Source organism: Paenibacillus sp. FSL L8-0158 (assembly GCF_038592965.1).
GTDB classification, from domain to species: Bacteria; Bacillota; Bacilli; order Paenibacillales; family Paenibacillaceae; genus Paenibacillus; species Paenibacillus polymyxa_D.
The window spans coordinates 2,783,046-2,797,053 of record NZ_CP151949.1 but is presented as its reverse complement, the minus strand read 5'-3'; the positions used below and the strand labels follow the sequence as shown (position 1 = coordinate 2,797,053).

The window sequence follows — 14,008 nt, the reverse complement described above, 5'->3', positions numbered from 1 at the left end:
TACTTTCAAGCAGTTACTTTTTAGGATGCATGTTCAAACTGACTGTTGTATAGATCGGCATAGAAGCCGCCTTTTGCTAGCAATTCCTCATGGTTACCCATTTCGATAATGTCACCGTCCTTCATGACCAGAATTAGATCCGCATTTTTGATCGTCGAAAGTCGGTGAGCAATCACAAAGGAGGTTTTCCCCACAGTCAGCTGGTCCATCGCTTGTTGAATCAGCAATTCCGTACGCGTATCAACCGAGCTTGTGGCCTCATCCAGAATGAGCATAGGTGAATCTTCAATCATCGCCCTTGCAATGGTAATCAATTGCTTTTGACCGGCAGAGAGATTGGCTTTGTCATCCAGAACTGTATCATATCCCTGCGGCAGTGTTTTAATGAAACTGTGCAGCCCCACCGCTCTACATGCAGCTTCTACCTGCTCATCAGTAACATGATCTTTGGAAAAGACGATATTGTCACGAATCGTTCCTTCGAACAGCCAGGTATCCTGAAGCACCATACAGAATAATTCATGAATATTCTCACGCGTTAATTGGCTAATCGGGGTTCCGTCAATGTAGATTTCTCCATCGTTCAGCTCATAAAACCGCATGAGTAAATTCACAAGCGTGGTCTTACCAGCGCCTGTCGGACCGACAATGGCAATTTTCTGACCAGCTTCAGCTTTCATAGAGAAGTCCTTGATAATCATACGGTCTGCATTATAGCCGAAACGGACATGTTTGAATTCGATGTCCCCTTTGGCGGTGTCCAGCTTCGTGGTCTTGTGACGCTCATCTGCCAATTCTTCTTCACCCAGAAATTCGAATACACGTTCACTGGCAGCGGCCGCCGATTGCAGATTGGTTGCAGCCTGTGCCAGCTGCGACAAGGGCTGTGTAAACAGACGAATATACACCATGAAGGCGACAATAGTTCCGATGGTTATAGTCTGTTGGTTGACCAGCAAAGCTCCCACAACACAGACCGCGACATAACCAAAGTTTCCAATGAACATCATGACTGGCATCATCAGACCAGACATAAACTGGGACTTCCATGCATTTGTATATAAGCGGCTGTTAATGCCATGAAACACTTCCTTGGCTGCTTGTTCCCCGTTATAGACCTTGACTACGTTATGACCAGCATAGGTTTCTTCGATATGACCGTTGATCTGGCCAAGCTCCGCTTGCTGTGCTACAAAATATTTCTGTGAACGCTTCATAATCACGCTCATCAGGCAAAAACCGATCAGCGTAGCTACAATTCCGGTAACGGTCATGATCCAGTTCGTATACAGCATCATAATCAAGGCTCCCACGAAAGTAGCCAGCGCACTGACAAGCGTGCCGAGACTGTTGTTTAGCGTTTGTCCGATGGTATCCACATCGTTGGTTACGCGGCTAAGCACATTACCGTAACTCGTAGAGTCAAAATACTTCAAAGGCATATGATCGATTTTTCGAGACAGCTCTGTTCGCATCTTCTTTGTAAGTCGCTGTGAGACGGTTGCTGTAATGAACCCCTGGAAATAGTTAAAGATAAGACCAAATCCATATAAAAGCGCCAATACAAGAACAATCTTCTGAACAGCACTTACATCAATCCCGGTTACGATTCCTTCCTGAATCAGGTTGGCAATATCACTGAGCTTATCCGGGCCAATCACGTTGAGGGTAGAGCCGACCAGGGCCAGTACCATTGCGAGTATAATCATAGGCACATAGGCCTTGCTGTAGGATGCAAGCTGGCTGATGGTCTTTTTAAAATTATTTGCTTTTTCACCACCACCCCTGCCCCCCGCGGGGCCTTTACCCATGGGACCTGGCTGATTCATTTTCATTTGCTGGCTGTCGACGGTGTGTTCATTTTTATCCATGTATGAGTTCCTCCTTCGAAAGCTGCGAATATGCGATCTCCTGATAGGTGCTACAGTTCGTCATCAACTCTTCATGCGTGCCACTCCCTACAATCTCTCCCTGGTCCAGCACGATAATCCGGTCGGCGTCTTTGATAGTGCCTATGCGCTGACCAACGATAAGTGTCGTAGCGTGGCCGGTTTCTTTTTTGAGAGCGGAGCGCAGAATCCGGTCTGTTCTGTAGTCTAATGCAGAGAAGGAATCATCGAATATATAAATTTCCGGCTGTCGGTAGATGGCACGCGCAATGGATAGCCGCTGCTTTTGACCACCGGACACGTTCGCTCCACCTTGCGAAATTCTACCCTGATATTGACCATCCATTTTTTCAACAAACTCCGTTCCTTGAGCAATACCAACGGCTTCTTTGACGAGTTTCTCCGAAGCTCCTGCTCTTCCGTTAACACCATACGAAACGTTGGATGCCACCGTACCGTTGAACAGTACAGCTCTCTGGGGAACATACCCGATTTTGTTATGGAGTGCCTGCTGATTATAGTTCCTGACATTCACACCGTCCACGAGTACCTCTCCCTCGGTCACATCATAGAAACGGGGAATTAGATTGATCACGCTGGTTTTGCCGCTGCCTGTAGCGCCAATAAAGGCAACCGTCTCGCCTCGTTTCGCCGTAAAGCTAATATTGCGAAGCACGGCCTCCTCCGCGTCCGGATATTTGAAGCTGACATTACGGAATTCCACTTGCCCCATAGCGCTCTCTTCTCCAGTCATCTCATACCCGTTAACGATACTGGATTCGGTATTCAAAACCTCCATGATCCGTTTGGCAGAGATCGAGGCGCGAGGCATCAGGATGAATATCATACTTACCATCATAAAGGCCATAACTACCTGCATCGCATAAGAGGAGAATACGACCATATTGGAGAACAGCGTGATGCGGTCTGGTACGGCCGCCCCGTTAATCAGGTAAGCACCGATCAAATAAATAGAGACACTCAGACCTGACATAATAAAGGTCATACCTGGGCCAATCATCGTCATCAATCGGTTCGCAAACAGGTTTGTATTCGTCAACTCAACGTTAGCCTGCTCGAACTTCTCCTGCTGATATTGATCTGCATTATAAGCGCGTACTACCCGAAGTCCGATCAGATGCTCACGTGTTACCCTGTTCAGATTATCGGTGAGACGTTGGATTCTCTGGAAACTTGGAAGAGCGAAAACAACAATGACACTTAGCATTAGAATCAGAGCAGCCACGGCCGCTCCAGTAGAGGCGGTCCACTGCCAGTTTTTATCCGCAATCTTCACAATGGCCCACACAGCCAGAATCGGTGCCTTGATGATTACCTGCAAACCCAGTGCAACCACCGTTTGAATCTGCGTAACATCGTTCGTGGAGCGGGTAATGAGGCTTGCTGTCGAAAAGCTGTTCATCTCTTCCATCGAAAAGGATAGGGTCTTGTCAAAGACCATCGCACGCAGACGCATCGCCAGCCCTGCAGCCACCTTTGCCGCAAAATAGCCCACAATAATAGATGCAATCATACTGCCAACGGCACAAAACAACATGTAACTGCCAGGAATCAGCAGTTCGGACATAGGCGTCCCTTCTGTTTGCAGCTTGGTCGTAATTTCCGCCATATAATCAGGTAGCTTCAGATCAAGCCATACTTGCACAACGATGAAAGCCAGGCTGAAAAGCACGAGCATCCATTCATTTTTCTTGAGATATTTGAATATCTTTAGCATTCTGTTGCTCTCCTTTTATCTGATAGTCTTTGATGTCTGGTGAAGTATGGTGCTCCTGCGTCTGCATAGGAATTCAGCTTCTAGAGACAATAAGCTTAATGAGTCGGATCAGTTCTTTGGCATCCTGTTCGTCTAACTTTCGAAGAATATTCTCAGTCCATGCGATTCCTTTATTATGCCTGTCAATCATAAATTGCTTACCTGAATCCGTAATGAATACAATCACCTTACGTTTGTCGTCGACATCAGTACGCCGTACAACGAGTCCCTTCTTCTCCAGGCTCTTCAGTGCCGTTGCTACCCGTCCCGTACTGACGGACAAGTATTCGCTCAAGTGCCCCGAGGTAACCCCATCCCTATTGAAATTCAGACAAATGAGAATCCCCATTTCACCACGTGAGAAGTGCCCTCGTTCCTCTAATGCCGGTTTCCGCGATTTGACGATATACTCGAATAGTTCTGTCGCTGATGCTTTATAATCCATTGGTCACAACACCTTCTCAATAATACCTCATAGTATGAGATAATTAATCTTATAGTATAAGATAATAATGATGTGGGGTTACAAAGTCAATTAGAGAAAATATGGAACACAAAAGTCCAATGGAAATGACAAAAAAACTTGAGGAGTAGTTGAATCAGATTTGGAGTTATCATGAAGCTTGAACAAGACCGGATCAGTACGGCTCAAATGATGTTACTTGGGCTTTTCTCGCTAATCGGGGAAATGGCACTTGTTTATCCTGCAGCAATGGCAAGCGGAGCCCACGAAGATGCGTGGATTGCTGCTTTAATTAGTATTCCGCTAGGACTTGCATGTGTAAAGCTGATGATATCTACATCAAATATTGATCCAACTAAAACGATTATTGAGCTTTCATCACAAGTATTAGGAAAATGGGTGGGTGGAGCTGTTGCGTTGAGTTATTTATTCTTTTTCCTGATTGCAGCCTCCACCTATATCAGAGAAATCGAAGATTTCATGTGCACACAGATTTACGAAGGGACACCCGGCGGCGTCATACGCTTCATGGCGATTTTTCTGCTGGTGTATGGCTTACGGCTAGGTCTTGAAACGTTGGGCAGAGCAGCCCAGATTTTTTTTTCCTTTCTTTGCGTTTTTTCTGGTTTGCCTAATCGTTCTCCTGTTCCCCGATGTTCAGATAGAGCGTATCTATCCTATTTTGAATACACCGTTTCCTGACATGCTGCACACCATTATGTTCGGCGTATTTTATCCCTTTGGAGAAATGTGCGTGTTCTTCATGGTATATCCCTATGTACAAAAACAAAGCAATACGAGTCGCAATATATTCATCTCACTGTTGATCGGTGCTGTTGGACTCAACCTCATTTTGTTTCTCTCCCTAACAGTACTCGGAGCATATTTCTCAGAACACGAATTTTACGCTGCCTACATTCTTGCCCAGAGAATCAACATTGCTAATTTTCTGCAGCGGATTGAGGCTTTAATGGCCACCACGTGGATCATTAGCACCTATTTCAAAACAGCGCTTTTCTTTTACGCATTTGTCTTGGGGACAGCTCAGCTACTAAAGCTAAAATCCTACCGGCCATTGATCTTTCCAGTGGCATTTCTGATTTACGGACTGTCGCATCTGATTGCAAAAAATATTATTTTCTACGTCAAGGAGATCCCAGCCTACTGGGTAGATTGGGATTTTACCCATGCCTTCGCTTTCCCATTAATCCTGCTCGTTGTATATCACATCAGGAAACGTATCAGTCACAACAACCAGCTAACGTAACTTTCGGGGCAAAGATGGAATTCCATAGAGTATGGCTAATTTACCATCTGTGAAATTAAAGTATTCTTACGCACTTCTCCCGCAACAATTGCAAACCTTCTTCCATGTTCTCCTGCCCAGGTAGCCAGAAAATTGGTTTGAGCAGCAATATTTTAGATGCTCTCTGTGATCGCAGAGTTCATTTAATTAGACCTTCTGTAGAGTACCTTGATAGAGTACTTTGCAGAAGGTCTAAAGGACGTACTGTTTTTGCTTAATCGACCATTTCAAAGTCTTTTATCGTTGCATTCGGTCTTAAAATCTTTTCCTGGTCAAATATAGCTAGCGGTTCACCATTTTTAACTTTGACAGGCCAATTATGATTAGCAAGAGCTCCTTTGCCCAAAGTAATAATATCGGCTGTACAATTTTCGATCATCTAACTTGCTTTAGATGGGTCTTCCAGGTGTCCATTAGCCATCGCTGTAATGTTTCCATACCTCTTGGGCAAGCTCATGTCTACTACTGTCTGGAAAGGCTGGTTGCCAAGCCTCATATTCTTGTGACATGGATATAATCAAGCCCCGACTTTCTTCTGTCCCGAATTTTGCTGACCCAAGCAGGATGAACCAGTAATGCATACAATCAGTCTTAAAAACCTGTAGTATACTGTGTAGGGATTGCAGTTTCTTTTTTCAATTTTGATGCGGCTTCCAGTGACCAATAAGGATTTCTCAACATCCCTCTACCCACAGCAACCAAATCGGCCTCTTCATTTCCGATAACTGCATTCGCCAAAATTGGATCTTCTAGTCTTCCAACGGCCATCACCGGAATATCCAAAGCTTCTTTGATCTCTTTTGCCAAGGGGACTTGATACGCTGCGTGAGTTCCTGGTCTGCCCCATGCAGCTATAGGTCCCTCACCGCCAGATGAAATATCAAACATATCTACTCCTGCCTTTTGATATTCCTTGGCAAAAGCAATGCTTTCCTTAATACCATATCCACCTTCTACGTATTCTTTGGCAGAAATACGCATCAAGAGCGGCATATCTTCTGGCATTTCACTCTTCGCTGCCTGAATGATCTCCCGACCAAAAAGGGTAAGGTCTTTACCATATTCATCTTCCCGTTTGTTCGTAAGCGGCGAATGAAATTGATGAATCAAATAGCCATGTGCACCATGAATTTCAATGCTGTCGAATCCAGCCTTGACAGCGCGAGCTACAGCAGCACGAAATTTTTTAACCAGTCCTTTAACCTCTTCTGTTGTAAGTGCGCGAGGTTGTTTTGAATTTTCATCAAATGCAATAGCAGATGGTGCTACAGGAACTTCAGCATCTTCCGCCTTGCGTCCGGCATGCGCGATCTGGATTCCCACTTTGGCACCGTAGCTGTGACAAGCATCTACAATCCGTTTGAGAGCAGGAATCTGCTCATCTGACCATAAACCAAGATCAAAATCGGAGATACGACCATCCGGCTCTACATCTGTCATTTCAATTATGATAAAACCAGCTCCGCCTACCGCACGGCTAACGTAATGCATATAATGCCAATCTGTAGCGACCCCATCCTTTTTGTCAACCGAATATTGACACATTGGAGGCATAACTACGCGATTTTTCAATTCCAAACCTTTAATTGTATAGGGACTAAATAAATCTTTCATGTGAGAAAGACTCCTCTCTGAGTTTAGGTAGTACTAACAATAAAATGCATGCACACGCATATATACTAACATGTTTGTTTCATTTGTCAACTCTAGGCATGATTTCAAAACTTCAAAGTAAGATTACGTCATTTACTCGTTTGTTGTAGTAAGCTACTTCTTGGTCTATATCGTAAAACCGGCATTGCCTGACCACGTAGTTATCGGAGCCATAACTACGCTACTCTTCATAGTGATCCCGCTTTTCAAATTAATTGATACACATATTGATTGCTTATTTTTCAAAAAAATACGTGGATGATTTGAATAAACTGTGAGCGCTTCTGGTTTCCACTAGGAAGCGCTCGTACTGTATATTAATTTTTGATGTGGAGGAAAATCTACATTCTCATGCTCTCCATAAAAAAGCTCAATGCGTTGGACACCCACTTCTTGGGATGAAGAACAAGCTGAATTTCCAGCTTGAGTTCGGCATGCTCAAAGGGTAACACCTTCAGCTCTTCCCGTTCAATCTCCTCCAGCGCAGCCATTAGAGGTAGAATGGATATACCCTCTCCAGTCTTGATGCTCCGTTTGATCGCTTCCGGATTACCCAGCTCCAGGCTTACGCGATAGGTGATTCCATTTGCTCGAAGCACTCTCTCCAGCAGTTGTCTGTAGTTGCACGTATGCTCGGGCATGATCCACTCCGCATCCACCAGATCATCCAGGCCGATTCGCTCTTTAGCGATAAGCGGATGGTTCGGATGGACAATCAGCACAAGCGGTTCTTCTCGAATCGTAATCCACTGCAAGGCCGGATTGCTTGAATCGTCCGCGAGGATCAGTCCAACATCGGCCTCCCCTTCCCTGACCTGGTGCAAAATCATCTCTTCGCGATCCGTATGCAACCGTATGTTCAAATCAGGGTATTCTTTGCGAGTCGCCTGCATAAACGGCGGCAGAAAATACGAAGCGATGGAATCCATAGTACCGATCGTCATAGAGCCCCCGCCCTGCTTGGCCAATTTTTCTTTCGATTGCTCGAAAAGCTCCAGCATTTGTCCAGCAAGCTTGAACAGTTCTTCACCGGCAGAGGTAAGACGAATCTTGTTGTTGCTGTAGCGCTCGAACAATTTGACTTGATACGTTTTCTCCAGCTTCTGAATCTGGGTCGTGACGCTGGATTGTGCGTAGCCGAGCACTTCAGCTGCTCTCGTAAAACTTTCACGAATAGCAACTTCTCGAAATGTCTGAAGATAAATGAAATCCATTCTGGCCACCCCATCGAAAATTTTGATTAGAATCATCGCTTATTATAGATAACTCCGATGCTGTCTCCTATGTTACATTAGATTTAATTCAACGGGAAGGGATAACTGATGATGATGAACGAACAACATATTCATGGGATTTTCATACCGCTGATTACACCTTTTACGCGTGACTATAAGTTGGACATCAATTCGTACCGGAAGTATGTTACCTATCTTGCAGGCCATGACATCCAGGGTCTGGTTGTTAACGGTACGACAGGAGAGTCGCCAACCGTATCCTGGGATGAAGTGAAGCAAATGGTACAGGTGACGCAGGATGTTCTGAAGAGCATGAACAAAACCATTCCGATCGTCATTGGCACGGGAACGAACGATACCTATTCAACGGTGCATCGGACGGAAATGGCGGCTGAATTAGGAGCGGATGCAGCCATGGTGGTCACTCCGTATTACAACCGACCGACGCAGGAAGGAATCTTGGAGCATTTCCGTGTCGTATCTCGTGTAGGCCTGCCTGTGCTTGTATATGAGATTCCGGTTCGCACGGGCAGTCGCATGACAATAGATACCATACGCAAGGTGCTGGACCTGGATGGCGTAATTGGGCTCAAGGACAGCACGGGCGGTCTTGATCTGCTCTTAAAATTGACCCAGTACGAGACCAAGCCTGTCCTCTGCGGAGAGGATGCCTATTTCCATGCCATGCTATGTCAGGGAGCTGCCGGCGGTATGCTTGCATCCGCTCATCTCAATATCCAGAAGTATGTGGATACGTACCAACGTTTTGCAGCTGGCGACATGAACGGGTCGCGAGACAGTTTTAAGCTACTGGAACCGCTGATCCAGCATGTATTTGCAGAGCCAGCCCCGGCCGCGATCAAGTGGTGGCTTACCCAGCAAGAGATTATTGCCGCCGAGCAATTGCGCCTGCCACTTATGCCACTGTCAGATCAGGTGAAGCAGGGTCTCCTGAATTCAATCGTATCCTGATAATCAGCTTATCTCAGACTACCCAATCATAACGTAGAAGAAGCATCTCCTAGTCAGGAGATGCTTCAATTTTTAGCCGGAACTGGCACCCTTCTGAAAAACGAATTTAAGAAGCTGCCGATGAATTTCATCGACAGCTCTTCTCTTTTACGCAGTATACTCCTCAATCCTATTCGCTGGACAACTCCTTGAGAGATTTGACTTTACCATGGGGATGCTGTTCTTGCTTTCGTGACTTCCAGGCTGCTTCTTTCCTTTTCTTCTGGTGAGCCATAACAGATATCCTCCTTTGGAAATTGTGATGTATACTACTTTCTTAAGTTGTCATTTCTCAGCTCTGTTCATTCATAAAACTAAATTCTTTGGATTTTTGTAATAACTCAGGGTGCAATCTGGATAAGCCAACTAGCCTTCTTGGAGGCGAGAAATGTAGCTGCATGTGGAATCGGCCTTTACCTTGCGAAAAGAGGATTAGTACATATAACTGCGCCCGCAAGATTGGAAGGAGCGAAAGAAGGCTATTTGTCGGCTAAACCGCTATAAACTGTGCTTAATTTCGATGTCGCCCTAATACCATTGGGACCTTCAATAATAATACGACCTTGTTCCGTAAAACTTGTTCCTTCCCAGTCAGTAGCCATATCCAGATAATCGAGACCCGCGCTGTTTCCTTTCCAAGACCATGCTAGATAACCTACTCCCTTTTGCTCAGCGTAACTCATAATGGTAGCCTCATCAACATCACCGCTCGTATGCTTGATGCCGAATTCGCCAATCACGAGAGCCAGGTTTTTATTCAGTACATTATCCATGTTGCTTTTTACTGTAGCAGCATTTCCACCGGCATATTCGTACATATGGATGGAGAACATCGTATTTTTAAGCGGATCTGCATTAAAGACTTCGGTTCCGTAGTCAAAAATAGATTGCGGATACTGTCCCCATCCTGCACCATCAACCATGATTGTGTTTTTGATGCCAGCATTTCTAAGCTTGGGTATAACAGACTTGTAGCCTTGCGCCCAGCCTCCGCCATCCCATGTTCCATACCATTCGTTCGCAATATTGAGGATAACGGTGCTTTCTTTTCCAATGAGTACACCTTTCATTTCAATCCAGTAATTCGCAATATTATTCAATACAGTAGCGCTATCAGACCCTGTACCATCATGTACTTCAAGGACAACAACCAATTTGTTTTGCTCTGATAAAGTGATTAAATTCTGTAGCTCAGACAGATTGTCTTTTGTCCATTGCTGACCATCCGACAGTACGATTCTGATGGTGTTCGCTCCCGTTCTCGCAATGGCAGGGATCGCTGCTGACTCTTGACCCTTATACCATGTATAAGCGTGATTAATTCCTCTCATTACGAACGGATTTCCGTTGGCATCGTACAGCGTTGTTCCGTTAATATAAAAGCCTGTATTCTCAGAGGTAGCATTTGTCGTCACATTTATGATATTGCTTGCTGTTGAAACATTCCCTGCTGCATCCCTGGCTTTTACTGTGAAGCTATACGTTGTATTGGCGGTAAGTCCTGTCACCGTATAACTTGTCGTGTCGGTTGAATCGACCAAGATTGTTCCATTATACACATCGTAGCTGGTAACCCCTACATCGTCTGTTGAAGCATCCCATACAAGACTTACCGAAGTGTTTGTTTTGGAAAAGCTTTTCAGGTTCGCTGGTGCCGTTGGTGCTGTCGTATCAGCGGTTGATTCGACAAGCGTAAACTTCCATTTCTGCTGATCATTTCCGTTATCCACCCATTGCTGTACATTTGCCCCATCATTAGTATAACCCCCGATTACATCCAGCGCTTTACCGCTAGATTTAACGAGCAACTTATAATATCCGCCGCCGACGCTAATAATCTTCCACTTTTGATTAGATAAGTCGTTGTCTGTCCATTGCTGCACATTAGCACCATCTTCGAGAGAACCTCCAGCTACTGTTAATGCTTTACCGCTGGATTGCACAATCAGTTTATAGTATCCGTCGCCAACGTCGATCACTTTCCATTTCTGCTGGGGTCTGCCGCTGTCCGCCCACTGCTGCACCTTGGCTCCATCGGCAGTGGAGTTTCCTGCTACCTCTAGGTTTTTTCCGCTATGTTGTGCTGTTAGTTTATAAATTTCACCTGAAACAATACTTGTGTCGGATGCGCTAGTGTTCACATCAATCACATTGCTTGCAGCCGACGCGTTCCCAGCAGCATCTCTGGCTTTCACATAAAAGCTGTACGCCATGTTAGCTGTTAAGCCGGTAACGATAAAGGACGTTGACGAACTGGAGCCTATCAAGTTTGATCCGTTGTAGATGTCGTATTCGGCAACACCTACATTGTCTGTAGATTCCGTCCACTCTAAGCTTACCGTCGTATGAGATATAGAGGAACTAGTCAGGCCGGAGGGCGCTGTTGGAGGTGTGTTATCCCCCGGTTCGTCGGCTGAATGCACTTCGAATTCCCAGAGGGAATATCCGTAGCCAGTAGCCCTTTCGATGCCGTTCATTCTTACATACCTTGCGTTTGTTGCTTCGAAAGATATCTTCTCGATTCCTCCCTCTCCAGTCGTAGTGGAATAGACGGTAGTCCAATGATCATTATCCGTTGATGTTTGAACTTGGAAGGACTTCGCATAGGCGGCTTCCCAGTTAAGCGTAACCCCATTGACTTCGGTAGTATTGCCGAGATCTACACTTATCCACTGTGGATCTGAATATTGTGAAGACCATCTAGTTAGCGAATTCCCGTCAATCGCAAAATCAGCCGCCTTACTCGAATCTTCGACGGAACTTGCAGTTGCCGATTTGGTGAGAACAAGGCTTTCGGAAGCGCTCACATTTTTGATCGGCAACAGACTAATAAGCAGACCAAACAAAATCAAACATGTTATGGTTTTTTTCATCTCAAAACCTCCAATTCATATAAATAAACAACTGATTGATTAGTCCTGCATTATTCATCTTGAAATTCACTAATTTACCTAAATTGTCTTTTCTGGGTCGCCCCCTCTCTTCATAGCTTTTCAAATCTTCATCCCAGAGGCTTAATAAAGACTCCTCCTTTAACCGCTTTCATTTAGAGTTATATCACTTATTTCGCTTCGACTGATTTTCTATATCGTCCTCCAGCGATAAAATTCATCAAAGCGACCTAAAGCATATATATTTTTGTCCTTCAGTACTATTCCTTGATTAATAAAAAGTTTTAAAATCTATTTGAAAAACTCATAACAATGCGCCTGAATCATGTAAATTATTTATTAGTTTCCGAGAATAGTTATGTAAGTGAACCGCCTTCCCACATTTCCCGCTTATTCAGTGTCCAACCATCATTATAAAGATTATAGGCACCTTTGAAGGCCTTCTGTAAATTTTATCCAAAAAAAGCCGCCAAAATGGCGACTTCTTATGCGTATATATTGTTATCTCTCCTTGCAGTACTGATGATATTAACCAAGGCATGGTGAACAAAATAGCCTATACTTAACACACTTCCATTCCAGTCTTCCCCTTTGTCCAAACGCTCTCTAGGCTCTAACCTCACTTCTGGCAATCCTGGATAAACAGGCCTCCTTCATATATTGGGTAACCGATTTCAGGTATTTTGACATAATAAGACGCTTCTGTAATTAGTTTTAAGAATCCATTATAGGGGATATTCGCCTAATGTGCAGCTTCCGAAAAATACAAGCTCAGTAGAACCAGATAAACTGTAAGCAGATCATTATTCTATTATAATCCGTGTATAAGCTTACTTATTTAATATAGGTATCTCTCCAAGCAGATTCTTTAAATTAATAGAATCCCACGGCATATGCTCCGTTATACCTAATCCAACTACATCTGTTTCTTCAGATAGTTCTTTAATCAGATTAAGTAGTTGAGGCATTTGCATTGTTCCCGCAGGAGAATAATTATAAGGTGCTTCAGGGTTGGCGAATAATAAAGAACGAAATATTTTTGGGTCAAGCACATCTAAATCAAGGTGAATAGCCAGATGCTTAATGCCACTTTCTTTAATCCAATCTTTTATAGATTCAGTACTGTTCGTTAACTCTTGGGCTTCTGCAGTTCTAATCCCTAGTCTTTGAATCACTTCTGTATCTGGTTCTGTTGGTGCTATACCTAGTCTTTGAAACGCTTCTGAAATCACTTCTATTTCTTGCTCTGTAGGAGCTGCTAATCCCGCGATAAAGACATTTTCTGGTTTTAGAGGGATTTTCACATGCTTTGCGAATTCCTCATCTCCTTCTCCCAACAGATTTCCGAGCGGTAATGTATGTCCGTTATCATAGCCTACATATCTAACTAAATCACTGTGAGCATCGATCCAAATTAAACCTAATTCCCCACCATATCGTTCGTTTAAATAGGCAAATGGAGCTTGTTCCACTAAGCAGTCACCACCAAACATTACAATGCGATCTGGCTTATGAGCATCAATGATATGCTGAGCAGCCTCTAATTGTTCAAGTAGCTGTGTTCTCCCATTCATACCGTTTTCGTTTTCAAGCGGAGTTCCATCATAAGCTTGAACTGGAACATGAATAAGGGGTTGATCATTATCCGGAGCTAGCCAAGCAAGCAGTTCGGCTCCAAAAGAGTAATTAGGATTGTTTCCCCCTTGCCATTGTGGCATTAACAGGCGTATTGTTTTTTTAGTCATGTTATTCTCTCCTTTACTTCAAAAGTAAGGTTAGTATA

The 14,008-nt window shown here is 44.3% G+C and carries 11 protein-coding genes; 3 read left to right on the top strand and 8 right to left on the bottom strand.

What is annotated here, in order from left to right; all coding sequences use genetic code 11:
- Window positions 1-20: 20 nt before the first annotated feature.
- The 3 genes from NSQ68_RS12535 to NSQ68_RS12525 all read right to left on the bottom strand — a co-directional run bounded on the left by NSQ68_RS12535 (window position 21) and on the right by NSQ68_RS12525 (window position 4,111).
- On the bottom strand, window positions 21-1,871 hold the full coding sequence (locus NSQ68_RS12535) for an ABC transporter ATP-binding protein (protein ID WP_342428994.1): 1,851 nt from the start codon (window positions 1,869-1,871) through the stop codon (window positions 21-23).
- Window positions 1,864-3,627: an ABC transporter ATP-binding protein gene (locus NSQ68_RS12530; protein WP_342428993.1), complete on the bottom strand. Its 1,764-nt coding sequence runs from the start codon at window positions 3,625-3,627 to the stop codon at window positions 1,864-1,866. The genes NSQ68_RS12535 and NSQ68_RS12530 overlap by 8 nt, the downstream gene beginning before the upstream one ends.
- A gap of 73 nt (window positions 3,628-3,700) precedes the next feature.
- Window positions 3,701-4,111 (bottom strand): MarR family transcriptional regulator, encoded by a 411-nt coding sequence (locus NSQ68_RS12525; RefSeq protein WP_342428992.1) that lies wholly within the window; start codon window positions 4,109-4,111, stop codon window positions 3,701-3,703.
- 171 nt (window positions 4,112-4,282) lie between these two features.
- Here NSQ68_RS12525 and NSQ68_RS12520 point away from each other — a divergent pair, with 171 nt between their 5' ends.
- Window positions 4,283-4,831 carry a GerAB/ArcD/ProY family transporter gene (locus tag NSQ68_RS12520; protein WP_342428991.1) on the top strand — a complete coding sequence of 183 codons (549 nt, stop codon included), beginning with the start codon at window positions 4,283-4,285 and terminating at the stop codon, window positions 4,829-4,831.
- Complete coding sequence (locus NSQ68_RS12515; protein WP_342429112.1) at window positions 4,752-5,396, top strand: GerAB/ArcD/ProY family transporter; 645 nt, start codon at window positions 4,752-4,754, stop codon at window positions 5,394-5,396. The genes NSQ68_RS12520 and NSQ68_RS12515 overlap by 80 nt, the downstream gene beginning before the upstream one ends.
- Before the next feature lie 630 nt (window positions 5,397-6,026).
- On the opposite strand, the gene NSQ68_RS12510 is transcribed toward NSQ68_RS12515, so the two are convergent.
- Window positions 6,027-7,049: an NADH:flavin oxidoreductase/NADH oxidase gene (locus tag NSQ68_RS12510; RefSeq protein ID WP_307354195.1), complete on the bottom strand. Its 1,023-nt coding sequence runs from the start codon at window positions 7,047-7,049 to the stop codon at window positions 6,027-6,029.
- A 380-nt stretch (window positions 7,050-7,429) separates the two neighbouring features.
- A complete protein-coding gene (locus tag NSQ68_RS12505; protein WP_069011343.1) occupies window positions 7,430-8,302 on the bottom strand; it encodes a LysR family transcriptional regulator in 873 nt (290 codons plus the stop codon).
- A gap of 111 nt (window positions 8,303-8,413) precedes the next feature.
- Between NSQ68_RS12505 and dapA the strand changes: the two genes are divergently transcribed.
- Window positions 8,414-9,295: a 4-hydroxy-tetrahydrodipicolinate synthase gene (dapA, locus tag NSQ68_RS12500; RefSeq protein WP_165150627.1), complete on the top strand. Its 882-nt coding sequence runs from the start codon at window positions 8,414-8,416 to the stop codon at window positions 9,293-9,295.
- A gap of 169 nt (window positions 9,296-9,464) precedes the next feature.
- On the opposite strand, the gene NSQ68_RS12495 is transcribed toward dapA, so the two are convergent.
- The 3 genes from NSQ68_RS12495 to NSQ68_RS12485 all read right to left on the bottom strand — a co-directional run bounded on the left by NSQ68_RS12495 (window position 9,465) and on the right by NSQ68_RS12485 (window position 13,970).
- Window positions 9,465-9,569, bottom strand: coding sequence for a DUF6254 family protein (locus NSQ68_RS12495; protein ID WP_023988604.1), 105 nt, complete (start codon window positions 9,567-9,569; stop codon window positions 9,465-9,467).
- 244 nt (window positions 9,570-9,813) lie between these two features.
- Window positions 9,814-12,207: a cellulase family glycosylhydrolase gene (locus NSQ68_RS12490; RefSeq protein WP_342428990.1), complete on the bottom strand. Its 2,394-nt coding sequence runs from the start codon at window positions 12,205-12,207 to the stop codon at window positions 9,814-9,816.
- A gap of 848 nt (window positions 12,208-13,055) precedes the next feature.
- Window positions 13,056-13,970, bottom strand: a complete 915-nt coding sequence (locus NSQ68_RS12485; protein WP_342428989.1) for an arginase family protein — start codon at window positions 13,968-13,970, stop codon at window positions 13,056-13,058.
- Window positions 13,971-14,008: the final 38 nt, after the last annotated feature.

Excerpts from the sequence above, each read along its gene's own strand:
- NSQ68_RS12535 (WP_342428994.1), bottom strand. The coding sequence starts at position 1,871 with ATGGATAAAAATGAACACACCGTCGACAGCCAGCAAATGAAAATGAAT.
- NSQ68_RS12525 (WP_342428992.1), bottom strand. The coding sequence starts at position 4,111 with ATGGATTATAAAGCATCAGCGACAGAACTATTCGAGTATATCGTCAAA.
- NSQ68_RS12505 (WP_069011343.1), bottom strand. The coding sequence starts at position 8,302 with ATGGATTTCATTTATCTTCAGACATTTCGAGAAGTTGCTATTCGTGAA.
- NSQ68_RS12485 (WP_342428989.1), bottom strand. The coding sequence starts at position 13,970 with ATGACTAAAAAAACAATACGCCTGTTAATGCCACAATGGCAAGGGGGA.
- dapA (WP_165150627.1), top strand. The coding sequence starts at position 8,414 with ATGATGAACGAACAACATATTCATGGGATTTTCATACCGCTGATTACA.
- NSQ68_RS12495 (WP_023988604.1), bottom strand. The coding sequence starts at position 9,569 with ATGGCTCACCAGAAGAAAAGGAAAGAAGCAGCCTGGAAGTCACGAAAG.
- NSQ68_RS12490 (WP_342428990.1), bottom strand. The coding sequence starts at position 12,207 with ATGAAAAAAACCATAACATGTTTGATTTTGTTTGGTCTGCTTATTAGT.
- NSQ68_RS12510 (WP_307354195.1), bottom strand. The coding sequence starts at position 7,049 with ATGAAAGATTTATTTAGTCCCTATACAATTAAAGGTTTGGAATTGAAA.
- NSQ68_RS12520 (WP_342428991.1), top strand. The coding sequence starts at position 4,283 with ATGAAGCTTGAACAAGACCGGATCAGTACGGCTCAAATGATGTTACTT.
- NSQ68_RS12530 (WP_342428993.1), bottom strand. The coding sequence starts at position 3,627 with ATGCTAAAGATATTCAAATATCTCAAGAAAAATGAATGGATGCTCGTG.